This window comes from Streptomyces sp. ISL-10 (assembly GCF_018614575.1).
Taxonomy (GTDB): domain Bacteria; phylum Actinomycetota; class Actinomycetes; order Streptomycetales; family Streptomycetaceae; genus Streptomyces.
Genome location: NZ_JAGGOJ010000044.1, coordinates 22810 through 47518, shown reverse-complemented (window position 1 = coordinate 47518; position 24709 = coordinate 22810). Strand labels below are relative to the sequence as shown.

21 protein-coding genes are annotated in these 24709 nt (G+C 68.6%); 12 read left to right on the top strand and 9 right to left on the bottom strand.

Translation table 11 applies throughout. The features are described 5' to 3' along the window. Positions 1-271: 271 nt before the first annotated feature. The 3 genes from J7E88_RS33720 to thyX all read right to left on the bottom strand — a co-directional run bounded on the left by J7E88_RS33720 (position 272) and on the right by thyX (position 3982). Entirely contained in the window at positions 272-1957 is a 1686-nt protein-coding gene (locus J7E88_RS33720; protein ID WP_215187283.1) for a ribonuclease J, read from the bottom strand. Positions 1958-2139: 182 nt separating this feature from the next. Beyond that, a complete protein-coding gene (gene dapA / locus J7E88_RS33715; protein ID WP_215187282.1) occupies positions 2140-3039 on the bottom strand; it encodes a 4-hydroxy-tetrahydrodipicolinate synthase in 900 nt (299 codons plus the stop codon). A gap of 202 nt (positions 3040-3241) precedes the next feature. Further along, positions 3242-3982 (bottom strand): FAD-dependent thymidylate synthase, encoded by a 741-nt coding sequence (gene thyX, locus J7E88_RS33710; protein ID WP_215187281.1) that lies wholly within the window; start codon positions 3980-3982, stop codon positions 3242-3244. A 215-nt stretch (positions 3983-4197) separates the two neighbouring features. Here thyX and J7E88_RS33705 point away from each other — a divergent pair, with 215 nt between their 5' ends. Both J7E88_RS33705 and J7E88_RS33700 read left to right on the top strand, forming a co-directional pair. After that, positions 4198-4464 carry a hypothetical protein gene (locus J7E88_RS33705; RefSeq protein WP_215187279.1) on the top strand — a complete coding sequence of 89 codons (267 nt, stop codon included), beginning with the start codon at positions 4198-4200 and terminating at the stop codon, positions 4462-4464. 125 nt (positions 4465-4589) lie between these two features. Then, entirely contained in the window at positions 4590-5138 is a 549-nt protein-coding gene (locus tag J7E88_RS33700) for a hypothetical protein (RefSeq protein WP_215187278.1), read from the top strand. A gap of 57 nt (positions 5139-5195) precedes the next feature. On the opposite strand, the gene J7E88_RS33695 is transcribed toward J7E88_RS33700, so the two are convergent. The 6 genes from J7E88_RS33695 to eccD all read right to left on the bottom strand — a co-directional run bounded on the left by J7E88_RS33695 (position 5196) and on the right by eccD (position 12293). Beyond that, a complete protein-coding gene (locus J7E88_RS33695) occupies positions 5196-5648 on the bottom strand; it encodes a tetratricopeptide repeat protein (protein WP_215187277.1) in 453 nt (150 codons plus the stop codon). A 12-nt stretch (positions 5649-5660) separates the two neighbouring features. Next, positions 5661-6413 (bottom strand): 4-hydroxy-tetrahydrodipicolinate reductase, encoded by a 753-nt coding sequence (gene dapB, locus J7E88_RS33690; RefSeq protein ID WP_215187276.1) that lies wholly within the window; start codon positions 6411-6413, stop codon positions 5661-5663. Between the two features lie 37 nt (positions 6414-6450). Further along, a complete protein-coding gene (locus J7E88_RS33685; RefSeq protein ID WP_215187275.1) occupies positions 6451-7830 on the bottom strand; it encodes a pitrilysin family protein in 1380 nt (459 codons plus the stop codon). Beyond that, entirely contained in the window at positions 7827-10043 is a 2217-nt protein-coding gene (locus J7E88_RS33680; RefSeq protein ID WP_215187274.1) for a polyribonucleotide nucleotidyltransferase, read from the bottom strand. Before J7E88_RS33680 ends, J7E88_RS33685 begins: the two co-directional genes overlap by 4 nt. A gap of 298 nt (positions 10044-10341) precedes the next feature. Continuing rightward, positions 10342-10629, bottom strand: coding sequence for a 30S ribosomal protein S15 (gene rpsO, locus J7E88_RS33675; RefSeq protein WP_030583699.1), 288 nt, complete (start codon positions 10627-10629; stop codon positions 10342-10344). Positions 10630-10793: 164 nt separating this feature from the next. Next, a complete protein-coding gene (gene eccD / locus J7E88_RS33670) occupies positions 10794-12293 on the bottom strand; it encodes a type VII secretion integral membrane protein EccD (RefSeq protein WP_215187273.1) in 1500 nt (499 codons plus the stop codon). A 224-nt stretch (positions 12294-12517) separates the two neighbouring features. On the opposite strand from eccD, the gene eccCa reads away from it, so the two are divergent. The 10 genes from eccCa to J7E88_RS33620 all read left to right on the top strand — a co-directional run bounded on the left by eccCa (position 12518) and on the right by J7E88_RS33620 (position 24702). After that, positions 12518-16489 (top strand): type VII secretion protein EccCa, encoded by a 3972-nt coding sequence (gene eccCa / locus J7E88_RS33665; RefSeq protein ID WP_215187272.1) that lies wholly within the window; start codon positions 12518-12520, stop codon positions 16487-16489. Between the two features lie 35 nt (positions 16490-16524). Then, a complete protein-coding gene (locus tag J7E88_RS33660; protein ID WP_215187271.1) occupies positions 16525-16854 on the top strand; it encodes a hypothetical protein in 330 nt (109 codons plus the stop codon). Positions 16855-17200: 346 nt separating this feature from the next. Further along, the gene (locus tag J7E88_RS33655) at positions 17201-17674 is read left to right on the top strand and encodes a hypothetical protein (RefSeq protein ID WP_215187270.1); all 474 of its coding nucleotides are present in this window, start codon (positions 17201-17203) and stop codon (positions 17672-17674) included. Positions 17675-17686: 12 nt separating this feature from the next. Continuing rightward, a complete protein-coding gene (locus J7E88_RS33650; RefSeq protein WP_215187269.1) occupies positions 17687-18742 on the top strand; it encodes a hypothetical protein in 1056 nt (351 codons plus the stop codon). After that, positions 18714-19250, top strand: a complete 537-nt coding sequence (locus J7E88_RS33645) for a hypothetical protein (protein ID WP_215187268.1) — start codon at positions 18714-18716, stop codon at positions 19248-19250. The genes J7E88_RS33650 and J7E88_RS33645 overlap by 29 nt, the downstream gene beginning before the upstream one ends. A gap of 129 nt (positions 19251-19379) precedes the next feature. Then, on the top strand, positions 19380-20003 hold the full coding sequence (locus tag J7E88_RS36600) for a hypothetical protein (protein ID WP_251023600.1): 624 nt from the start codon (positions 19380-19382) through the stop codon (positions 20001-20003). Between the two features lie 544 nt (positions 20004-20547). Continuing rightward, entirely contained in the window at positions 20548-20802 is a 255-nt protein-coding gene (locus J7E88_RS33635) for a hypothetical protein (RefSeq protein WP_215187267.1), read from the top strand. Positions 20803-20899: 97 nt separating this feature from the next. Continuing rightward, positions 20900-21409, top strand: a complete 510-nt coding sequence (locus J7E88_RS33630; protein WP_215187266.1) for a hypothetical protein — start codon at positions 20900-20902, stop codon at positions 21407-21409. Between the two features lie 153 nt (positions 21410-21562). Continuing rightward, positions 21563-22486, top strand: coding sequence for a serine/threonine protein kinase (locus J7E88_RS33625; RefSeq protein ID WP_215187265.1), 924 nt, complete (start codon positions 21563-21565; stop codon positions 22484-22486). A gap of 5 nt (positions 22487-22491) precedes the next feature. After that, positions 22492-24702 carry a protein kinase gene (locus J7E88_RS33620; protein WP_215187264.1) on the top strand — a complete coding sequence of 737 codons (2211 nt, stop codon included), beginning with the start codon at positions 22492-22494 and terminating at the stop codon, positions 24700-24702. Positions 24703-24709: the final 7 nt, after the last annotated feature.

Below are 24709 nucleotides of genomic sequence, written 5' to 3'. Positions count from 1 at the left end.
GGCGCTTCCCTTCGGTCTTGCTTTTCCGACTCTATCAGATCTTTCCGATCCGATTTCCTCGGTGCTTTCCAGTTCTTCGCTTTCGCGCTTCCCTTTCCAGCGGCTCCGACTTTATCAGAGGTTCTGAGTCGGAATTCCCGACCCGTTCGGGCACCGGTTCGCGCACATGACTGTGCGGGGTTCCCGTTCAGGCGGAGACGTAAACGTACTGGAGCGGGGCGCCCCGATGCAAATCGGGGGCCCCGCTCCGGTGTGACGATGTGTCGGGGCGTCAGACCTCGACGACGACGGGCAGGATCATCGGCCGTCGGCGGTAGGTGTCGGAGACCCACTTGCCCACCGTGCGCCGCACGAGCTGCTGCAGTTGGTGCGGCTCGGCGACACCGTCGGCAGCAGCCTTGGCGATCGCGTCCTCGATCTTCGGCATGACGGCCGCGAACGTCGAGTCCTCGATACCGGAACCCCTGGCATGGATGTTGGGCCCGCCGAGGACCTTGCCTGTCGTGCTGTCGACGACGAGGAAGACGGAGATGATGCCCTCTTCACCGAGGATGCGGCGGTCCTTCAGGGCCGGCTCCGTGACGTCGCCGACCGAGAGACCGTCCACGTAGACGTAACCGGCCTGGACCTTGCCGACGATCTTGGCCTTGCCGTCGACCAGGTCGACGACCACACCGTCCTCGGCGATGACGATGTGGTCCTTCGGGACACCGGTCAGGGCGCCCAGCTCGGCGTTGGCACGCAGGTGGCGCCATTCGCCGTGGACGGGCATCAGGTTCTTCGGCTTGCAGATGTTGTAGAAGTACAGCAGCTCGCCGGCCGAGGCGTGGCCCGAGACGTGGACCTTGGCGTTGCCCTTGTGGACCACGTTCGCGCCCCAGCGCGTCAGTCCGTTGATCACGCGGTAGACCGCGTTCTCGTTGCCCGGGATGAGCGACGAGGCCAGGATCACCGTGTCGCCCTGGACGATGCGGATCTGATGGTCGCGGTTGGCCATCCGGGACAGTGCGGCCATCGGCTCGCCCTGCGATCCCGTACAGACGAGGACCACCTCGTGGTCGGGCAGGTCGTCGAGGGTCTTGACGTCCACGACGAGTCCCGCGGGAACCCGGAGGTAGCCCAGGTCGCGGGCGATGCCCATGTTGCGGACCATCGAGCGGCCGACGAAGGCGACCCGGCGGCCGTACTCGTGCGCGGCATCGAGGATCTGCTGGATCCGGTGGACGTGGCTCGCGAAGCTGGCGACGATGATCCGCTTCTGGGCGTTCGCGAAGACAGTGCGCAGCACGTTCGAGATGTCGCGCTCCGGCGGGACGAAGCCGGGGACCTCGGCGTTCGTCGAGTCCGACAGGAGGAGGTCGATGCCCTCCTCGCTGAGGCGCGCGAAGGCGTGCAGGTCGGTGAGACGCCGGTCGAGCGGGAGCTGGTCCATCTTGAAGTCGCCGGTGTGCACCGCCATGCCTGCGGGGGTGCGGATGGCGACGGCCAGGGCGTCGGGGATGGAGTGGTTGACGGCGATGAATTCGCAGTCGAAGGGGCCGATGCGCTCTCGGTTGCCCTCGGCGACCTCCAGCGTGTACGGACGGATGCGGTGCTCCTGCAGCTTGGCCTCGATGAGCGCGAGGGTCAGCTTGGAGCCGATCAGCGGGATGTCCGGCTTCAGGCGGAGCAGATACGGGACACCGCCGATGTGGTCCTCGTGGCCGTGCGTGAGCACGATGCCGTCGACATCGTCGAGACGGTCCCGGATGGTGGTGAAGTCCGGAAGGATCAGGTCGATCCCGGGCTGCTCCTCCTCGGGGAAGAGGACCCCGCAGTCGACGATGAGCAGCCGGCCGTCGTACTCGAAGACCGTCATGTTGCGGCCGATCTCGCCGAGACCGCCGAGGGGCGTGACGCGCAGTCCGCCCTTGGGCAGCTTCGGGGGCGCGCCGAGTTCAGGATGCGGATGACTCAAAAGACTCTCCTCACCATGCACGCCACGCGCCGCTAGGCACGTGGCGTACATGACATTCATGCCACTTGCTGGTGTGTGTGGTTCCGGCCGGTCCGATCGGGGTCGCGGCTCACCGATTCCGCGGGTGTGCGACCTCTTCGATCACGTCGGCCGGTTCTGCTATTCAGTTGTGAAGTCTGTGTTCAGAGCTGTACCCCGCCGGCCGCCAGGTCGATCTTGAGCTGTGCGGTTTCCTCGGGGGAGAGCTCCACCAGCGGCAGGCGCAGCGGCCCGGCGGGCAGTCCCTGGAGGGCCAGTGCCGCCTTGGTGGTGATCACGCCCTGGGTCCGGAACATACCGGTGAAGACCGGGAGCAGCTTCTGGTGGATCTCGGTCGCCTTCTGGACGTCGCCGCCGCGGTGGGCGTCGAGGAGGGCGCGCAGTTCCGGGGTGACGACGTGGCCGACCACGGAGACGAACCCGACCGCGCCGACGGACAGCAGCGGCAGGTTGAGCATGTCGTCGCCGGAGTACCAGGCGAGGCCGCTGCGGGCGATGGCCCAGCTGGCGCGGCCGAGGTCACCCTTTGCGTCCTTGTTGGCGACGATCCGGGGGTGCGCGGCGAGGCGGACGATCGTCTCCGTGTCGATCGGGACGCCGCTGCGGCCGGGGATGTCGTAGAGCATGACGGGCAGCTCCGTCGCGTCGGCGATCGCCGAGAAGTGACGGAACAGGCCCTCCTGAGGGGGCTTGTTGTAGTACGGCGTGACCGCGAGCAGGCCGTGTGCGCCGGCACGTTCGGCGGCGCGGGCGAGCTCGATGCTGTGGTGGGTGTCGTTGGTGCCGATGCCGGCGACGACGTGGGCACGGTCTCCGACCGCCTCCAGGACGGCCCGTACGAGCTGGTCTTTCTCCGCGTCGCTGGTGGTGGGCGACTCGCCGGTGGTGCCGTTGACGACCAGGCCGTCGTTGCCTGCGTCCACCAGGTGGGCGGCCAGTCGCTGGGCGCCTGCGATGTCGAGTGCGCCGTCCGCCGTGAGGGGCGTGACCATGGCGGTGAGGACTCGCCCGAAGGGAGTCTGCGGAGTGGAGATCGGAGCCATGGGTAACACGCTACTCGCTGCTCAGGACCCTGGGTCCCTCCGGGGGACGTGACGTACGACGTGGCATGTGGAACCCGGCACTGCCTGCTCGGGGGTTCAAGCAGTGCCGGGTCCGTTTGATCAGCCTAGATGAACTTCACGAAACGCCGCAATACGGACACTTCGCCAGGCTGACCGCACATCTGTGCCCCGCGGCTGCGAATCAGGGGGCGACGCGCCCATTGGCATTGAAGGCCGCGTACGTGAGCGGCATCAGCTTGGCCCAGTGCTGCTCCATCTTCTCGCCGACCATTTCGATCTCACGCTGCGGGAAGGACGGGACCGTCGCGTCCTCGTGCTGGGTGCGCAGTCCGAGGAAGTGCATCAGCGAGCGGGCGTTGCAGGTGGCGTACATCGAGGAGTAGAGGCCGACCGGGAGGACGGCGCGGGCCACCTCGCGTGCGACACCGGCTTCGAGCATCTCGTGGTACGCCTCGTACGCGTGGAGGTACGCGTCCTCCATGACCCGGCCGGTGAGCTCCTGCTGCGCCCGGGTGCCCTCGACGAAGACGTACTTCCCGGGGCGGCCCTCCTGGACGAGCTTGCGCTCCTCGTCCGGGATGTAGAAGACGGGCTCCAGGCGGCGATAGCGGCCCGACTCCTCGTTGTACGACCAGCCGACGCGGTGGCGCATGAACTCGCGGAAGACGAAGATCGGTGCGCTGATGAAGAAGGTCATCGAGTTGTGCTCGAAGGGGCTGCCGTGGCGGTCCCTCATCAGGTAGTTGATCAGGCCCTTGGAGCGCTCGGGGTCCTTCGAGAGCTCGTCGAGGGACTGCTCTCCCGCGGTGGAGACCCGGGCGGCCCACAGCACATCGGAGTCACCGGCGGTGTGCTTCACCAGCTCGACCGTGACATCGCTGCGGAAGCTGGGCTTGACGTTCTCTGCGGGGGTGTCGCTCACCGGCGGGTCCTTCCAGTTGCATCGCTCGGGCGGCGCCCACTCTACGGCGCACCTGCGACAGCGGCGGAAACGGTGGCGGTGGGGGGCCTTCTTTGGTCAATTCGTGGAAATCCGGCACCGAATGACCGCGTTGCACGTCTGTATGAACAGCAGCTGTGTGAGCAGCGACTGCACGAACAGTGCAGCACATCACGAGTGTCGAGGAGAGTCCCAAGATGTCCCTCCCCCAGCTACCGCTGGGCGGTGCCTCCAGGCGAGAGGCCGTTCCGTTCTCGTTCGTCGCGGAGGCTGACGCCTTCCGCAGTAACGTCACTCCCCCGCCCCGGGAGCGGCCGAGCAGGTCGCAGCTGCTGGGGCGGGTGATGATCGGGCTGACCATCGCCGGCGGTCTGGTCGGTTCCCTGCTGCTCGGGATGCCCGCCCTGGAGTCGGGCCAGGCTCCCAGCCACTCCCAGAAGTCCGAGGCATCGCAGGGGCGCTGACCTCCCGGTGCCCGGCCGGCGTGGCGGCCACCCCCATGGCCCCCCGGGGGTGGTCGTCCCCCGGGCGCCTCGGTAGCCTCACCGGGCACAGCCCAATCGAGTGTGCTGGTGAGTGAGGATCAGTCGTGCCCCTGCCCTTCCTGACGGCCGACCGTGCTTTTGACACGCAAGCGGACGACGTCGCGCTGCCCTTCGACGACCACGACCGCTGGCGGCGTCCCTACCGTCCGGGTCCGTGGCGGGTCGGTGCCGCGGCACTGCTGCTGCTGTTCGCCTCGTTCGTGCTCATCGCCGGGATGATCACCGCGTTCGCGGGCGCGCTGTCCGGGGCCGCTGGGTGCATGGGCCTCGGCGCCGTCGTGATCGTCTCCGCGATGCGGCTGCTGCGCATGGGCACCTGGGTGAGCCGCCACGGCGTGCGCCGAGTGGCGTTCTTCTCGACCACCACGGTCCCGTGGCACCGCACGACCTCACTGCGGACCGTGCAGCAGCCGGTGCGCTGGCTCGTGATGCCCCGGACGGTGCAGGGCCAGGCGCTGCTCCTCGTACTGCAGGGTGGTGAGCAACTGCCGCTCCTCACCGACCACGACGGAGACTTCCTGTCCCGGCTCGAGGCGTTCGACCGGGCCACGGACAGCATCGAGGCGTGGGGCGCGGAGTACCGCGCCGGCTGACCGGCGACAGCGGACGGCCCGGGCCGCGCGCCCGGGCTGTCACTCGGTCATGGGCTGTCAGTCGGTCACGGGCTTGCCGTCGTGCAGGGCGATCGCTCGCTGCATCGCCTTGCGGGCACGTGGGGTGTCGCGCGCGTCGTGGTAGGCGACGGCGAGCCGGAACCAGCAGCGCCAGTCGTGAGGCGAGTCCTCCGTCTCGGCGCGGCGCCTGGCGAACACCGCGTCGGCGGAGTCGCGGTCGATACGGCCGCCGGGCGTACGGACCAGCTCGTCGACCGGCAGGCCGCCCTCGGCGTCCAACTCGGCCGCGAGCCGGTTGGCCCTGCTGACGAACTGGGTGTTCTTCCACAGGAACCACAGGCCGATCACCGGCAGGATCAGCACCGCCACTCCGAAGGTGACGGTGAGCGCGGTGCCGTGCCGTAGCAGCATCAGGCCACGGCTGCCGACCAGGACGAAGTAGACGACCAGGACGGCTGCCGTGACGAAGTACGTGATCTTTGCGCGCATGCGAGCCCCCGGTCAGCCCAGGTCGAGGAAGTTTTCCAGCCCGAAGGTGAGGCCGGGAGCGGACACGACACGGCGGACTCCGAGCAGGATGCCGGGCATGAAGCTGCTGTGGTGCAGGGAGTCGTGCCGGATGGTCAGCGTCTCGCCCTCGCTGCCGAGCAGGACCTCCTGGTGGGCGAGGAGGCCGCGCAGGCGGACCGCGTGCACCGGCACGCCGTCGACGTCGGCGCCGCGGGCGCCGTCGAGGGCGGTGACGGTGGCGTCGGGCTGCGGCGCACAGCCGGCCTCGGCGCGGGCGGCGGCGATGAGCTGGGCGGTGCGGGTGGCGGTGCCGGAGGGGGCGTCGGCCTTGTTCGGGTGGTGGAGCTCGACGACCTCGACGGACTCGAAGTACCGCGCCGCCTGCTGGGCGAACTTCATGGTGAGCACCGCGCCGATGGAGAAGTTCGGTGCGATGAGCACGCCGGTCTCCGGGGAGGCGGCGAGCGAGGTGTTCAGCTGCGCGAGGCGTTCGTCGGTCCAGCCGGTGGTGCCGACGACCGCGTGCATGCCGTGGCGTACACAGAAGTCGAGGTTGCCCATCACCGATGCCGGCGTCGTCAGCTCGACCACGACCTGTGTGCCGGCTTCCACGAGGTTGTCCAGCTTGTCGCCGCGGCCGAGGGCCGCGACCAGCTCCATGTCGTCGGCGGCCTCGACGGCTCGTACGGCCTCGGAGCCGATTCGGCCCTTGGCACCGAGAACAGCCACGCGCAGCTTGCTCATTGCACTCTTCCTTCAGGGGGTTACGAGACCCAGGGGGTTACGAGACCGCTTCGTGCAGGCGGTCCGCCTGCTTGTCCTTGAGCGGGCCGATGACCGACAGCGACGGGCGCTGCCCGAGGATGTCACCGGCCACCGCCCGCACCTCGTCGGGGGTGACGGCAGATATCCGGGCGAGCATCTCGTCGACCGACATCTGGGAACCCCAGCACAGCTCGCCCTTGCCGATGCGGTTCATCAGGGCGCCCGTGTCCTCCAGGCCGAGGACCGTGGAGCCGGCGAGCTGCCCGATCGCGCGGCCGATCTCCTCGTCGGACAGGCCCTCCTTCGCAACCCGGTCGAGCTCGTCCCGGCAGATACCCAGGACGTCATGAACCTGGCTGGGCCGACAGCCCGCGTAGACGCCGAAGAGGCCCGTGTCGGCAAAGCCCGAGGTGTACGAGTACACGCTGTAGGCCAGGCCCCGCTTCTCGCGGACCTCTTGGAAGAGGCGGGAGGACATGCCGCCGCCGAGCGCCGTGTTCAGCACGCCGAGGGCCCAGCGCCGGTCGTCGGTGCGGGCGAGGCCCGGCATGCCGAGAACGATGTGCGCCTGCTCGGTCCTGCGGTTCAGGTGCTCGACCCTGCCCGCGGTCCGCAGGACGCGGCTCCCGTCGCGAGGCGGTGTGGGGACCGCGTCCGTACGCGTGAGGGCGCCGGCCTTCTCGAAGGCGCTGCGGACCTGGCGTACGACGGTGGCGTGGTCGATGTTGCCCGCCGCGGCGACGATCAGGTGGGTGGGGTCGTAGTGCTTCTTGTAGAAGCGGCGGATGCGGTCCGCCGTGAGCGCGTTGACGGTGTCGACGGTGCCGAGGACCGGCCGGCCCAGCGGGGAGTCACCGAACATGGTGTGCGCGAACAGATCGTGCACGCAGTCGCCCGGGTCGTCCTCCGTCATCGCAATCTCTTCGAGGATCACGCCGCGCTCGGCGTCGACGTCCTCCTGGAGGATCAGCGAGTCCGTGAGCATGTCGCACACGACGTCGATGGCGAGCGGCAGGTCGGTGTCGAGCACCCGCGCGTAGTAGCAGGTGTACTCCTTGGCCGTGAAGGCGTTCATCTCCCCGCCGACCGCGTCGAGCGCGGAGGAGATGTCGAGGGCGGAGCGCCGGCTCGTGCCCTTGAACAGGAGGTGCTCGAGGTAGTGGGTGGCGCCGCCGAGCGACGGCGTCTCGTCACGGGAGCCGACGTTCACCCAGATCCCGAAGGTCGCGGAGCGGACGGACGGCAGCGTCTCGGTGACCACGCGGAGCCCGCCGGGCAGGGTGGTGCGCCGGACGGTGCCGATGCCGTCCTTGCCCTTGAGCAGTGTTTGGGTACGGGCGACGGCCCGCGCCTTTGAGGAGGCACGGGCCGTCGCCGAGGAACCACGGGACGTCACTTGTCGGTGTCGTCCTTGTTCTCATCGCTCTCTTCGCCCTCGACAACGGGGATGAGGGAGAGCTTGCCGCGCGAGTCGATCTCGGCGATCTCGACCTGGACCTTGGAGCCCACGGCGAGGACGTCCTCGACGTTCTCCACGCGCTTGCCACCGGCGAGCTTGCGGATCTGGGAGATGTGCAGCAGGCCGTCCTTGCCCGGGAGCAGGGACACGAACGCACCGAAGGTGGTCGTCTTCACGACCGTGCCCAGGTAGCGCTCGCCGACCTCCGGCATGGTCGGGTTGGCGATGCCGTTGATCGTGGCGCGGGCGGCCTCGGCGGCCGGTCCGTCGGCGGCACCGATGTAGATGGTGCCGTCGTCCTCGATCGTGATCTCGGCGCCGGTGTCCTCCTGGATCTGGTTGATCATCTTGCCCTTGGGGCCGATGACCTCGCCGATCTTGTCCACGGGGATCTTGACGGTGATGATCCGCGGGGCGTTCGGGGACATCTCGTCCGGCGTGTCGATCGCTTCGATCATCACGTCGAGGATGTGGAGGCGGGCGTCGCGGGCCTGCTTGAGGGCCGCGGCCAGAACGGAGGCCGGGATGCCGTCCAGCTTGGTGTCGAGCTGGAGGGCGGTGACGAACTCCTTGGTGCCGGCGACCTTGAAGTCCATGTCACCGAAGGCGTCCTCCGCACCGAGGATGTCGGTGAGGGTGACGTAGTGCGTCTCGCCGTCGATCTCCTGGGAGATCAGGCCCATGGCGATACCGGCGACGGGGGCCTTCAGCGGCACACCGGCGTTCAGCAGCGACATGGTGGAGGCGCAGACCGAGCCCATGGACGTCGAGCCGTTGGAGCCGAGGGCCTCGGACACCTGGCGGATCGCGTACGGGAACTCCTCGCGGGTCGGCAGGACCGGCACGAGGGCGCGCTCGGCGAGCGCGCCGTGGCCGATCTCGCGGCGCTTCGGCGAACCGACACGGCCGGTCTCACCGGTGGAGTACGGCGGGAAGTTGTAGTTGTGCATGTAGCGCTTGCGGGTCACCGGGGAGAGGGTGTCCAGCTGCTGCTCCATGCGGAGCATGTTCAGCGTGGTGACGCCCAGGATCTGGGTCTCGCCACGCTCGAACAGCGCCGAGCCGTGCACGCGCGGGATGGCCTCGACCTCGGCGGCGAGCGTACGGATGTCCGTGACGCCGCGGCCGTCGATGCGGACCTTGTCCCGGATGACGCGCTCGCGCACCAGGGCCTTGGTCAGCGAGCGGTACGCGGCGGAGATCTCCTTCTCGCGGCCTTCGAAGGCCGGGAGCAGCTTCTCGGCGGCGACGGCCTTCACGCGGTCCAGCTCGGTCTCGCGCTCCTGCTTGCCGGCGATGGTGAGGGCCTGGGCCAGCTCGTCCTTGACCGCGTCGGAGAGGGCGGCGTAGACGTCGTCCTCGTAGTCGAGGAAGATCGGGAACTCGCCCTCGGGCTTGGCGGCCTTGGCGGCGAGGTCCGACTGCGCCTTGCACAGGACCTTGATGAACGGCTTCGCGGCCTCGAGACCGGCGGCGACGATCTCCTCGGTCGGCGCCTCGGCGCCGCCCTTGACGAGCTGGATCGTGTTCTCGGTGGCCTCGGCCTCGACCATCATGATCGCGACGTCGCCGTCCTCCAGGACGCGGCCGGCGACCACCATGTCGAAGACGGCGTCCTCGAGCTCGGTGTGCGTCGGGAACGCGACCCACTGGCCCTTGATCAGCGCGACACGGGTGCCGCCGATGGGGCCGGAGAAGGGCAGGCCGGCCAGCTGCGTGGAGCAGGAGGCGGCGTTGATCGCGACCACGTCGTAGAGGTGATCGGGGTTGAGCGCCATGATCGTCTCGACGACCTGGATCTCGTTGCGCAGGCCCTTCTTGAAGGACGGGCGCAGCGGGCGGTCGATCAGACGGCAGGTGAGGATGGCGTCCTCGGAGGGCCGGCCCTCCCGGCGGAAGAAGGAGCCGGGGATCTTGCCGGCCGAGTACATCCGCTCCTCGACGTCCACCGTGAGGGGGAAGAAGTCGAGCTGGTCCTTGGGCTTCTTGGAAGCGGTGGTGGCCGACAGCACCATGGTGTCGTCGTCCAGGTACGCCACGGCGGAGCCGGCGGCCTGCTTGGCCAGGCGGCCCGTCTCGAAGCGGATGGTGCGGGTGCCGAAGGTGCCGTTGTCGATGACGGCCTCGGCGTAGTGGGTCTCGTTCTCCACTAGCGATTTCTCCTACGTGTTCGTCTTTTCGCCCCGGCACCCGTGTGGTGGCGGAACGGTGGCGGAGAAGCACGCCTTGTGTGCGGGCCGGTCTTCGATCGAAGCACCCGGGATGTGCCCGGGGGCCACTACCGAGGACCGGCGGCGAGGAGGCGTCTTCTCGCTCGATGAGTGTGGCGTTGTTGCAACCAGACTAATTGCCGTCCGGTACGTCGCGCACGTACAGCGCGACGACAGCCGCGCGTACGGCAAAGGGAGCGGCCCCCTGTCACGGGGAAACCGCTCCCTTCACGACGTCTTACTTGGCGCCGGCCGCACCGCGGCGGATGCCGAGCCGGTCGACCAGCGTACGGAAGCGCTGGATGTCCTTCTTGGCCAGGTACTGCAGCAGACGGCGGCGCTGGCCGACGAGGATGAGCAGACCACGACGGGAGTGGTGGTCGTGCTTGTGCGTCTTGAGGTGCTCGGTCAGGTCCGAGATACGGCGGGAGAGCATCGCGACCTGGACCTCGGGGGAACCGGTGTCGCCCTCCTTGGTGCCGAACTCGGCGATGATCTGCTTCTTCGTAGCGGCGTCGAGAGACACTCGGTACTCCTCTTGGTGTTCGATGCGCCCACGAGTGCCCCTGGTCTTGGTCTCAGGGGAGCTTCCGTGACTCGGAGGCGAAGGTCCGATGAGCGCTGTTCCAGAGCCTTGAGGGCTCCGGGGATCGCGTACACAAACGGCCGTCACACAGAGTACCAGGCTGTTCAGGACGTCAGCGCCCGGATGGAGTGGTAGACGTCGAAGACGGCCAGACACAGCGGGATGAGCGTCAGCAGCACGAAGGTCTCGGCGACCTCCAGGAAGCGGCCCCAGAACGGCGTGACGCCCTTGCGGGGCACGATCAGGCCGATGGCCGTGATCAGCGCGGCGACTCCGGCGATCGCGGCGGCGAGCCAGATCGTACGGATGTCCAGGGCGGTGCCCTCGCCCCTGAGCGCGTCACGGAAGAGGTCCGTGGGCGGGTTCAGGGACAGCCCGAGCCCGAGCAGCACGAGAGCGCCGAGACCGGCCGCGAGCGCGCAGCCGACCTGCGCGGTGTAACGGAAGAGGTGGGCCCGCATCAGCATGGCGACGCCCGTGGCGAGTGCCAGCAGCTGCCCCCACACGTTGTCCGAGAAGCCGAGCACAGCAGCGGCGCCGACGGCGACCAGCGCGCAGCCGCCGACGAGGCCGACGAGCAGTTCGTGGCCTCGGCGGACCTGGGCGGCGATGCGAACGGCGTCGACCGGCCCCTGGGGCTCAGGGTCGGCGTCGTAGCCCCCGACGCCGGACCTCGGCGGCTCGAAGCCGATCGGAAGCCGGGCGAACCGGGTGGAGAGTCCCGGCAGGAAGGCCAGCGCACCGACGGCGAGCGGCGCGCAGACGGCGGCGGTCTCTGCGGGCTTCAGCTTCGTCATGACGGCGACGAAGGTGACGAGGACGCCGACGGTCGCGGCGAAGACGAACGCGACGAACGGGCCGTCGCCGCCGGGGGCCACGATCGTGAGGATCACCGAACACACGAGGACGGCGGCACAGGCGAGCAGGAACTGAAGCTTGCCCACGCCCTCCCCCTGCGCGAGGGGCAGCAGTCCGGAACCGGCGACCGCGGCGTTCGCCATTGCACCGATGCCGAGGGCCACTGCTGAGCCGCGGTCGTCGTACACCCGGGCGCGGACGCCCGCGAGCGCCATGAGCAGAACGCCGGTGACACCGGCCAGGATGCCGGGCAGGCTGTGCATGTCGTGTCCGGGCTTGGCCGTCCACAGGGCGAAGGCGAGCAGGACGAGCAGGACCGAGCCACCGAAGAGCCCGGAGCCGCGCATCAGGTCGTCGCTCCACAGGGTGCGGTCGCGGGCGACGGCGGACGCCACCGCGTCCGATACGTCGTCGAAGACTGCCGGCGGCAGCGACTCGGCGAAGGGCCGCAGCGACAGCAGCTCGCCGTCGAGAATGCGTTGGGCGGCGAGGGAACGGCCGCCGTCGAGCACCGTGCCGTCGCGGCGCACCAAGTGGTATCCGACGGGGGCGCCCTGTGCCGGGCTCTGGCCCGACAGGCGGAGCACCTCCGGGTAGAGGTCGGCGACGGCGATGTCCTCGGGCAGGGCGACGTCGACGCGACCGTCCGGTGCCACGACCGTGACCCGGCAGAAGCCGGTGCCGCCGCTGGACACGGTCGTGGAGGCGGACTGACCGGCTCCGGTGGCCGTGGCTGGGGCCGTCATACTCACCTGCTGCTTCCCCTCGTGGTGATCCTGGCTAGCAAGCCTGACATTGCGCTCCGAATGACCCTTTTTTTGCGGTAGTTCATGGGGCGCGCAAACACGTCGCGCCACCCTACCGCCCACCTGTGACTCCCCACGCAAGTAGGATCCCTCCCCGCGGATGGAACCCGTCGCCACGGGGGCGCCGATAGGAAAATTCCGTCCGGCAAGGGAATTGGTGAGCTGTGAGTCAGATCGTCGTCAAGCGCCCACCACGGGCCCTGCCGTCCGAAGTGCCCGGAGAGCAGGTGCAGCTGCAACCCCCGCCCGAGCTGCCCCGCGGGCAGCAGGAGGGTGCGCTGATGCAACTCCTGCCCATGCTCGGCATGGGCGGTTCGGTCGTCTTCTTCTTCATGACCCCGAATCCGATCATGCGGATCATGGGCATGGTGATGATCGCCTCGACGGTGGCCATGGCCATCGCGATGCTCGTCCGCTACCGGCGCGGCACCCAGGGGCAGCTCGCGGACCTGCGGCGCGACTATCTCAAGTACCTCACACAGACACGGCGTACCGTGCTCAGAGCTGCGCATCTCCAGCGGGATGCCCAGTTCTATCTGCACCCGTCCCCCGAGCAGTTGTGGGCGCTCGTCGCCGAGGGCAGCCGGGTCTGGGAGCGCCGCGTCGCCGACGGCGATTTCGCGCAGGTGCGCATCGGGCTGGGCAGCCAGCAGCTCGCCACGCCGCTCATCGCTCCGGAGACCGCTCCCGTCGACGAGTTGGAGCCGCTCACCGCGGGAGCGATGCAGCAGTTCCTGAACGCGCACAGCACACTCGACGGCCTGCCCATGGCCGTTTCCCTGCGGGCCTTCTACCACTTGACGGTCAGCGGCGATCCCGACTCCGTGCGCTCTGCCGCACGCGCGATGGTGGGTTCCCTCGCGGCCCTCCACTCCCCCCAGGACCTGGTCATCGCCCTCGCCGCGGACTCCGCCGCGGCACCGCAGTGGGAATGGGCGAAGTGGCTTCCCCACGTGCAGGCTCCGGGTCCGGGTGACGGCGCGGGCAGCCGGCGTCTGATCACCACGGACGCGCGGGACTTGCAGGACATGCTCGCCGCACGTCTGGAAGGACGCCCCCGCTTCCAGGGCGGGAACCACCCCCTCCTGGACCAGCCGCACATCGTCGTCGTGCTCGACGGCCAGTCGGTTCCCCAGGCGTCGGCGCTCGCCGCCCCGGAGGGCCTTCAGGGCGTGACGATCATCGAGGTCGTACCGGGTGACATCACGGGAGCCCGCGGCGGCCTATCCGTGATCGTGCACCCCGACTCCCTGCAACTGGAGTCCGGTCACGGTCTGGTGTACGACGGAACCCCCGACCGTCTGAGCCTCGAGGCCGCCGAGGCCCTTGCCCGTCAACTCGCCCCGCTGCGTATCGCGTCGGGCTCGGACGACGACGAACCGCTGCTCGCCAACCTGGACTTCACCGACCTGCTGAATCTCGGCGACGCCGCGTCGGTCGACGTCAGCCGTACCTGGCGGCCGCGGTCCCAGTCGGAGCGGCTGCGCGTGCCGATCGGTGTCGGCGAGGACGGCACTCCGGTCATGCTCGACCTCAAGGAGGCGGCGCAGGAAGGCATGGGCCCCCACGGTCTGTGCGTCGGCGCGACCGGTTCCGGTAAGTCGGAGCTGCTGCGGACGCTCGTGCTCGGCCTGGCCGTCACGCACTCCTCGGAAACGCTGAACTTCGTCCTCGCGGACTTCAAGGGCGGCGCCACCTTCGCAGGCATGTCCCAGATGCCGCACGTGGCGGCGGTGATCACCAACCTCGCGGACGACCTCACCCTGGTGGACCGCATGGGCGACTCCATCCGCGGTGAACTCAACCGCCGCCAGGAGATGCTGCGCGACGCGGGCAACTACGCGAACATCCACGACTACGAGAAGGCCCGCGCGGCCGGTGCGCCGCTGCAGCCCATCCCGTCACTCGTCCTGGTGATCGACGAGTTCAGCGAACTCCTCACCGCCATGCCGGACTTCATCGAGATGTTCGTGCAGATCGGCCGTATCGGACGTTCGCTCGGTGTCCATCTGCTGCTGGCGTCGCAGCGCCTGGAGGAGGGGCGGCTGCGCGGCCTGGAGACCTATCTGTCGTACCGGATCGGTCTGCGGACCTTCTCCGCTGCAGAGTCCCGTGCGGCCATCGGTGTCCCCGACGCCTACACGCTGCCCAACGTCCCCGGCTCCGGCTACCTCAAGTACGGCACGGACGAGATGGTGCGCTTCAAGGCGGCCTACGTCTCCGGTGTGTACCGCTCCAACCAGCAGGCAGTCCTTCCCGGCGGGCCCCTGCCCGTCGACCGCCGGCCGGTGCCCTTCACGGCTGCGCCGGTCGCCGTCCGTTACGTCCAGCCGGCCAACCAGGCGCGCGTTCCCGACGCCCGGCCGGCGGAGGACGACGCACTGGCCGACTCCGTCCTCGACGTCATCGTGCGGCGTCTGGAGGGGCGCGGCGCCGAGGCGCACCAGGTGTGGCTGCCGCCCCTGGACAACCCGCCGCCGCTGGACGAGATCCTGCCCGGCCTCGCGGGGGTGGAGGGCCGCGGCCTGACGCAGCCGGGGTACGAGGGCGCGGGCCGGCTCGTGGTCCCGCTCGGCGTGGTCGACAAGCCCTTCGAGCAGCGCCGCGACACGCTGTACCGGGACTTCTCCGGAGCCGCGGGTCACATGCAGATCGTCGGTGGTCCGCAGTCGGGCAAGTCGACGCTGCTGCGGACGCTGATTTCGGCGTTCGCACTGACCCACACCCCGCAGGAAGTCCAGTTCTACGGGCTCGACTTCGGTGGTGGCGGTATGTCGTCCGTCGCCGGCCTGCCCCACGTGGGCGGCATCGCGTCCCGGCTCGACCCGGAGCGGGTGCGGCGGACGGTCGCCGAGGTCTACGGCATCCTGTCCCGCCGCGAGGAGTACTTCCGCAGCGCCGGCATCGACTCCATCGCCACGTACCGCAGGCTGCGGGCCCGCGGCGAGATCTCGGTGACCGACCAGCCCTGGGGCGACGTCTTCCTCGTCATCGACGGCTGGGGCAACTTCCGCAGCGACTACGAGGGCCTCGAATCCGCGGTCGTCGACATGGCGGCGCGCGGGCTCGGCTACGGCATCCACGTGGTCCTGACGGCGTCGCGCTCCATGGAGGTCCGCTCCAATCTCAAGGACCACCTGATGAACCGCCTGGAGCTGCGCCTCGGCGACACGATGGACTCCGAGGTGGACCGCAAGGTGGCCGCCAATGTCCCGGCAGGCGTTCCGGGGCGTGGTCTGACACCGGAGAAGCTGCACTTCATGGCCGCGGTGCCACGCATCGACAGCATCAACTCGGACAGCGACCTGTCCGAGGCGACCGCCGCCATGACGCAGGAGGTCACCCGGCACTGGACGGCGCCCGGAGCCCCGGCCGTCCGGCTGCTGCCGCGCGAACTGCCGGCCCAGAGCCTTCCGGCCGGCTTCGCGGAACCGACGCGTGGCGTCGCTTTCGCCATCGACGAGAACAACCTGGAACCGGTATTCGTGAACTTCGAGCGGGATCCGTTCTTCCTCGTGTTCGGTGAGAGCGAGTCCGGCAAGTCGAACCTGCTGCGGCTGATGATCAAGCAGCTGACGGAGAGGTACGACGGAGACTCCGCCAAGTTCTTCGTGATCGACAACCGGCGTGCGCTGCTGGACGTCACCCCGGCCAGCCATCTGGCCGAGTACGTCCCCATGTCCAACAACATGGACCACCACGTCGACGCGCTCGCCGACCTGATGCAGCGCCGAACTCCCTCGGCCGACGTCACCGCCCAGCAGCTGCGGGACCGCAGCTGGTGGCGCGGCCCGTCGGTGTACGTGGTCGTCGACGACTACGACCTGGTGTCCACGTCGAGCGGCAACCCGCTGGCGAAGCTGACGGAACTGCTGCCGTTCGCACGGGACGTCGGTGTCCGCTTCATCATCGCCCGCAGCGCGGCGGGTGCGAGTCGGGCGGGCTACGAGTCGTTCATGCAGCGGATGATGGAGCTGGGCGCCCAGGGTGTGCTGCTCTCGGGCGACCCGCAGGAAGGCGACGTGCTCGGAGGCGTCCGCATGCGCCCGATGCCGGCGGGGCGCGGCATCTTCGTCTCGCGCCAGCGGGGGAACCCGCTGGTGCAGACGGGTCTGATGACGTCAGAGCTGTCCTGACCATCGGTGCCGCCGTCTTCGCCGAGGTGTTCGCGGTGGCGTTCGTCGCCTTCGGCCTCTTCGTCGACCCGCGTAGGCACGTGGTGGCGCTTCCGGGCTCGTCACTTCGACAACCCGGAGGCGCACCAGCCGTCAACGGCGTCGTTCATGTGGCGCCGGGTGGCACTGGTGGGGTGGGGCTGTTCCTGGGGTGGCAGGTGATGAGGCTGTTGGGGCTGGCGGGCGTCTTCGAGACGGGGCCGGATCACGCGGATGTCCTCGATCGGGTGAAGTACGCGGCGCTGAACCTGGAGACGGAGGACGGCCAAGGGCACCACAAGTGGCCTGTCGGAGAGGGCTCGTGGGGCGGGTTCATCGACCCGTAGCTCAAGGGGCCCGAGCGTGACGACTCGGTCGCGTCGCTGGTGGAGGACGAGGACGACTTCGGCGGCAACTGGGACTCCGAGGCGGGCAGGGAAGGGACCGGGGCGGGGTCGGAGTCTGACAGTGAGTCGGGCACTTCCGGCCCGTTCGTGGAACGGTAGGAGGCCGACGGCAGCATCTGCCTGACGGTGCACGCGGTGCCGCTGCCGGGGCATTCGGAAATGGCCCATGCCGTCGACAACTTGATTTACGACATCGACACCGATGTCGTGGGCAGTGCTTGCTCTTCGTCGGAGTGCGTCAATAGGTTGGCACCACAGCGGTTTGCACGGGGGAAGGAGCCCACTGATGGCATGGGACGAGTGGGAGCAGCTCAAAGCCGAAGCTGCCGAGCAGGGATCGCCCCAAATGCAAATGAACAGGGTGCCTGATGCAGGAGGCGGCGGAGACGGTCAGGGCCTGGTCGTCCAGCAGGACGACTTAGGTGCTGTCGGCCACGCCGCTTTCGAACTGCATGGCGATCTCCTGAAACAGGCGGACATCGCCGGCATGGGGCTGAACAGGGCGGGTTCCGGTTCCACGATGCAGGCAGCGACCGAGTTTGCCAACTCGAAATTCGCCATGGGGGACAGCCTCTCGCTGACCGTCGAGGTCTGGACGAGCCAGGTGAAGACCCTGCTGGACTCCTGCGCTCACATCTCGAACCACCTCGATCTCTCCAAGAAGCTGCACGCGAACGACGACGCGGAGATCGAGTTGGCCATCAAAGGCAGGAACGGATCCGGCAGGTCGGTATCGGGGCTCGACAAGTACCTCAAGTAACGGGGAGCGGTTGTGTCCGGCATCACGATGACGAACCTGTCCGAGGTCAATCTGGGCAAGCTCCACGCCGCCGTCGCGGACTGGAAGAAGGTCGTCGACGACCTCAAGAAGCTTGCAGTGAGAGCCGAGCAGGGCATGCTCGCCAAATCGGAGAGTGCCCGATGGACGGGCGTGAACTCCGATGTCACACGGCCGTTCGTCAAGAAGACGGCCAATGAGTTCAGGGACGCCCATGCCGAGGCATCCAGCATCTACCAGGTCCTCGACGACGCCCACACCGAGCTCCTCGCGCTCCAGAAGAAGCTGAACACGACGATTCACAAGGAAGCCGCCGAACTGGGGCTCAGGGTGAGCGACGGGGGCGACGGGAGCGTGGACGTCTTCTACCCGCACGACCGCACCACCGACGACAGCCACACCGAAGCCGAACTGCACACGGCGCAGGAGCTCGCCGATCGGATCACCGGGATCATCTCGCACGCCCGGGAGATCGATGACTCCGTGAGTCGAGCCCTCCGCAAGAGCCATGGCAGCGACGGAAACAACTTCGGCCATGACGTGTACAAGTCGCTCGACAACGCCCAGGAGCAGCGAGCGGAGGAGCTGGCCAAGAAGAGCCTGCGGCTCTACAAGGAGGGCAAGGAACTCTCCACCGAAGAGCTGAGGGAACTCGAGACCCTGATGAAGTACAACGCGGACGACAAGGAGTTCGCGACCGATCTGTACCGCGGCCTCGGCCAGGAGGGATCACTGCGGTTCCAGGCCCAGCTTTCGCTCGACGGCACCGCGGAAGGTGGGGTGCAACTGCGCCTCGCCAGAAGCATCCAGTACAGCATGGGCACGGCGCTCGCCACGGCGGCTCCCGGTCTCGGGGAAGATCAATGCGACGTTGCGGCAGTCCAACGACTTCGACAACCTCTACGGCAATCCGACCCATTTCCCGGACGCACTGGCCACCGTCGAGTTCCTCGACACTGTCGGCAGGAACCCCGACGGGTACGCCGAGGCCACCCTGAGCGCCGAGAACTACTCGGCCGGCGTGATGCAGGATACCGTCGCACATCCTGACAAGTATTCAGGAAAACCCGAAGACAACCTGAAGAACATTGCCTTTGGCACCGGCACGGTGGAAGGCATCTTGACCGGCGCCCGGCACGACGAGATCGTCAGCGGGGGCCAGCAGAGCGACAAGGACTACAACGAGGCTCTGCAGAAGAAGGCGGATCTGTTCAACACAGCCTTCGGTTCAACGGTCGGCCTGGCCACCGAGCGTGTTCCCATCGCCGGGGAGATCGTCAACGGTGTCACGGAAGTGATCGTCGGCGAAGTGGTCGAAGGGGCGGAGCGGAACACCAATGCCGAGACGGCCCACACAGCAGGAGAAACCTCCTTCGACGGCCGCAAGAACGCCCTCGATCAGTCGGCGAACGGACTCCAGATCGCGGGAACGCCAAACGGTGTGGATCCAGAGAAGATGCGCCAGGACGTGAACAAGGAGACGAGCCTTGGATTCGACCACGGTGGCGTACTGCAGGCTCAGGTCAAGGACCACTACCAGCGCACCGAGCTGAAATGACAGTGCCTCCAGACGCAGTTGACGTAGCCCGTAGAGCAAAACGGATCGAGCAGGGAAGACATGGCCGCGCGAAAGCTGTCCGGCAGAGCAAAAGCGCTCTGCGTTGTGCTGGTACTGACGATCCTCGGAGTGAGCGTCTACATCTGGTCGGCCCGCTCCGACGGTGGCGAAGCGGATGCGCTCACCGCCCCGGCCAAACCCTGCTGGAACGGGACACCGAAACAGGCCACACTTCAGAAGCTACTGGGACCGGGCAAGAAGCTCCTGCACACCCAGGATGCCTTCCGGGTGGTCAAGGAACACTGGCTGAGCCATTGCGAGTACGAAGCTCAAGGCGACGACTCGCTTGACACTGTCCTCACTGTCAACCTCAGCTGGAGCGACGACCTGCCGAAGAAGCTCCGCACAGCCGACGCGCGGGGCGACGAGCCTCGCACGCGATTGGACGCGGGCGCTCTCGCGTATTACCTCAGGGCTTCGCAGGTGGTGTTCTTCGAGTGCACCCCGACGCTTCCCGCTGATGCGCCCACACACATGAAGGAAGACAAATACATCGAAGTTGGCGTCCTCGCACGGCCGATGAAGGGGAGCAACCTGTCCGCCCTCCAGGCCCGAAAGGTCGGCCTGGACATCATGTTCCAGCTCGCCAGAGATATCGCCAAGCAAGCCGGCTGCAAGAATGACACCAACCTCCCCGGCACCGTTCCCCCCGTGACCATGGCGAATTGGCCAGGGTACAAGAACATCACCTAGGTACCAGAAGCTCGGAAGTTCCCCGATAAACCTCCGCCGCATCACATCGCAATGAGCAGAATTGAGATGGAGTCCCCAGAATGGCTTGGGAGGAGTAGGAGCGTCTCCGGCGATGAGGTCTTGATCGAGCGGAAGCACGTGAGCAGTATCCAGACCCTCGACGCCGGGTTCGACGAGGACGTGCCAACCACCTTGCGATCAGGCGGTGGTTCCAGGCACGGCGGCATGCTGATCCGGCGGCCCACGAACCCTCGGACGCCGGCTTCCTCGTCCACCGGCTCTTGTGCTTCGCTGTCGCCGACAGAATCGACGACGAGCTCCGCGACCGGGTGCGGTCAGTGGCCCAGTCGCAGGACGGCTGGACGAATCTCCGCCCGGGCGAGGAGGACAGATCCTGGGACGACTACATCGACCCTGAACTGCGCGGGCCCGGAAAGCGACGACCCGACCGCCAGGTTGGCGTGACGGTCGGGCGCGCTGGAATCGCGCGGCAATGTGGAGCGCTACGAGGTAAGCGGGCGAGGAGGACACCATCTGCCTGACGGTGACGGCCAAGCCCTCCGCCGACCAGCCGGTTCCGGAGTACATGGGCCTGAGGCGCTCGCGTTCACCCCTCCGGACACGCCCCAGTTCCAGCAGCCCTGCCGGTGCCCTCGTCGCCGAGGTCGTCGACGGCCAAAGCCCCACACCCGTGCATTCCAACTACTTCAACCCGGACGCGGATCGCGTGTCGGCGGAGAACATTGCCGCGGTCGTCGCGGGCCAGCCTGACCTCGTCGTTCCGGAGAAGCATCGATGAAAAACCGCACTCTTGCCGTGGCGCTTGCCGTGCTGACCGTGTCCGGCTATGGCCTGATCGGCGGCGCCGGGAGCGGCCCCAGGGAAAGGGGCAGAACATGAACATGCAGCAGGCCGGTGACCTGGCGGAGAAGATCCGGGAAGACACCCGGGCTGCGATCAAGCCCGGGGTGGAGGCGCGGCGAGGGCCGTCCAATGACCCCATCTGCACCGACTTCAAGAACGACGCCACGGGGACCGACCAGGCCATCCGGGGGCGGTACGTCATGACGGTGATCTCGGCGGAACGGCGCGGCAGCTTCATGGGCGTGGTCAAGCGCTACTGGAAGAAGGAAGGCTACGAGATCACCACGGTGCGCCCCAACAACGAGAAGCCGGCGATCTTTGCCCGCACCCCAGAAGGCTTCCAGGTCACAGTCAAGATCGGCCGCGAGGGCCAGGCGTTCTTCACCGTCTCTTCGCCCTGCGTGACGGAGTCCGGGGTCACCGAGCCGCCGAGGGAGCCCATCGACCCGAACTCGCCAGGGCCAAGGGGCTGCCGTACATCAAGTCCCCATTCTGGTCCGCGGACACCCCGGTGCCGTCGGCCCTCCGCCGACGGCGGCTGACCGTCGGGCGGTCGCACGGTGGCCTCCACCCGGCGTGCGAGCGGCCCGCGCCAGCCGCGGCGGCACACGCCCGCACAGCCCCACGCGCGGAAGGGGCCCCGACGCCTCGATAGGATCTCCCGGTTGCCGTCCGGGGAAGAGGGGGATTCGCAGATGGAACGAGGGCGCACGGAACGGCCCTCCGGCAACGGCCCGCGCCGGATCGGCCCGTACCAGCTGATCACCCGGCTCGACCCGGCCAGCCCCGGCTTCCCGCCCGTGCCGGAGCACCGGTTCGTCGCGCGCAGCGCGGACGGTGACCGCACGGTGCTGGTCAGCGCGCCGCTGGAGGGCATCGACGCGGGGCGGTTCCTCGTAGAGGCGCAGGCGGCGCGTGGGTTCGGCGGGCCATGGGTGCTGCCGATAGCGGAGGTGTCGCCGACGCCGGCCGCGCCCTGGTACGCGACGCCCTATCTCCCCGTACTCCCCCTGCCCGTCGCCCTCGCCGTGCACGGCGGCCCATTGCCCGAGCACACCGTACGAGCCCTGGGCACGGCCCTCGCCGACACCCTCGCGGCCGCGCACGCAACGGGCATCACCCACGCGGGCCTCTCCCCCTCCTCGGTCCTGCTCGCCTGGGACGGGCCGCGTCTGACGTGCTACGGCTCCGTGCGCGCGGCCGCGCCGGACGGTGAACAGCGCAGCGGCCGTCCCGGGCTGGAGCCGGGCAGTCTCGCCCCCGAGGCGGCGGCCGGCGGACGCCCGCGCCCCGCGGGCGACATCCACGGACTCGGTGCTGTGCTCGCGTACGCCGCCACCGGCCACACGGTCCCGGAGCGCTCCGAACTCCCCGAGTCCCTGCGCCCCTTGATCTCCCACTGCCTGTCCCGCGACGCTGCGGACCGCCCCACGGCGGCGGAGCTGCTGCTCGCCCTCCCGCCGGCCTCATCAGCGCCGTCGTCGACAGTGCTGGACTCGTCGGCGTCATTGCTGTCACCCGGCTGGCTGCCGGGCCGTGTGATCGCGGCACTCGCCCGCCAGTCGGCCCAGCTCCTCGCGGCCGAGATCCGTGTCCCCCAAACCGCCCCCAGGACCTGATGACGATGCTTGCGCCTCTGACCCACGACGACCCGGGCGAGATCGGCGGCCACCGGCTCCTCGCCCGCCTCGGCCACGGCGGCATGGGCACCGTCTACCTCGCCCGCACAGCCGGCGGCCGCACCCTCGCCCTCAAGACCATGCACGCCCGCATCGCGACGGACCCCGCCGCGCGAACCCGCTTCCACCTCGAAACCGACGCCGCCCGCATCATCGGCGGCCACCACGGTGCCACCGTCGTCGACGCCGACCCCGCCGCCGAAACTCCCTGGCTCGCCACCGAATACGTCCTCGGCCCGCCCCTCGACGACGCCGTTGCTCTGTGCGGCCCCCTGCCCGAGGCGTCCGTTCGGGCTCTTGGCGCGGCCCTCGCCGGCGCGCTCGCCCAGCTCCACGCCTCGGACGTCGTCCACCGCGACCTCAAGCCCTCCAACGTCATGGTCACGGCCCACGGCCCCAAGATCATCGACTTCGGCATCGCCCGTGCGGCCGGCGACGACCGCCTCACCCGCACGGGCACTGCGGCGGGCACCCCGGCCTTCATGTCCCCGGAGCAGGCCACGGGCCAGGAACACACGTCTGCGGGCGACGTGTTCGCCCTCGCCGGCATCCTCGTCTACGCCGTCACCGGCCACGGCCCCTTCGGCACCGGCCAGGCGGCCGACCTCCTCTACCGCGTCCGCTATGCCGACCCCGACTTGTCAGGAGTCCCGGCGGCGCTCGTGCCGCTGCTCAGCCGCTGTCTCGCCAAGGACCCGGCTCAGCGCCCGACGACCCAGGAGGCGATCGGCCAACTCCACGACGGCCAAGGTCAATTCGCCGACCACCTCCCCGACGTGCTGCTCGCCGACATCGCCCGCCGCGCCACCACCGTCTGGCAGCAGCAGCCGCAGCGTCTCCCCGCGCCCGCTGACGACACCGCGCAGACCGCTGCCCCAGGCTGTCGGGCGTACAGCAGGCGTGCCCTGCTCACCGCCGGCGGTTCGGGCCTCGTCGGCGCCGCGGCGCTCGGCGGTGGCATCTTGACCTGGGCGACCTCGACGGGCGGAGGCACCGCCGCCTCGGGCTCCAAGAGGACCTCCCCCACGCCGGTGCCCAAGAGGGGGGATTGGCTGTGGGAGCTGCCGTTGCGCCTGGAGGGAGCCTCGCTGTCCCCGCCCGTGCCCCTCAAGTTCGGCGCGACGCTGGCCATCGCGGACGACGACGGCCTGCGGACCATCGACATCAACAAGGGCGGCTTCGACACCCCCTCACTACTGAAGGGCCCGGCCCACCGGTGCACTTGTGACGAGGACATCGACACGTCCAGGGTGTACGCCTCCGAAGCCCTGCCCTCCGGCAACCACCCGCTGACCATCGCATCAGTCAAGTGGGCCCGTGTTATGAAGCAGGACGTCGTCCAGTTGAAGGAATACAACGGGGCTCTCCCCGCGACACAACTCCTGAGTGCCTTTGCGGATGTCGTCTTTCTCGCGGCGGGGCAGGGCGAGCCCTCCGGCGCGGGCATCGGCTACGACAGTTCCCAGGAGTGGCACCTGCTCGCCGTCGATGTCCACACCGCCAAGGTGCGGTGGCGACAGCCGCTTCCCTCCCGACCGCGAACCTCGGACCGGTTGCACTTCCTGGCCGCGCGGGCCGTGAAGGACCATCTGGCCGTCCTCCAAGAAATGCCCGACGGCACGGTCACCTTGGCTGTCCACGACTCGCGTCGGGGAAAGGAACTGTGGCGGCAGACGCTCGACGCCCCGGACCCGGACGCCATCCGGGGGATGCTGGAGGTCGACGACTGGTACGTCTACCCACCGGTGGGCAGTCTGCGCGCCCTCGAACTGAAGGACGGCAAGGAGAAATGGTCGTTCGGACCGGGCCGCGCCAAGGCACGGACGGGACCACCCGCGTTGGGCGGAGATGGGGTGCTCGCCGTCGAAGAGGGTCTCGGCCTTGTCGCCGTCGACTGGAGCACTGGGGACCTGCTGTGGCGGGCGCCTGACCACAGCGGTGCCGACCTCGACGTGACGCTGCCACCTGCCCCCGGCGTCTCCGAGATTTACGCATACAGCAGTAAATCCGGGCTACTGCGGTCGTTCTCCCACGATACAGGCAAGGCGGTCACGACCCGCAAGGCCCGGGGAGATCGCTTCTACGCCCACGACGGCATCCCGGAGGCGATTGTCGCCATCGGCGAGGACTACTTCGCCGCCTATCCATACGCCTGACCCCGAT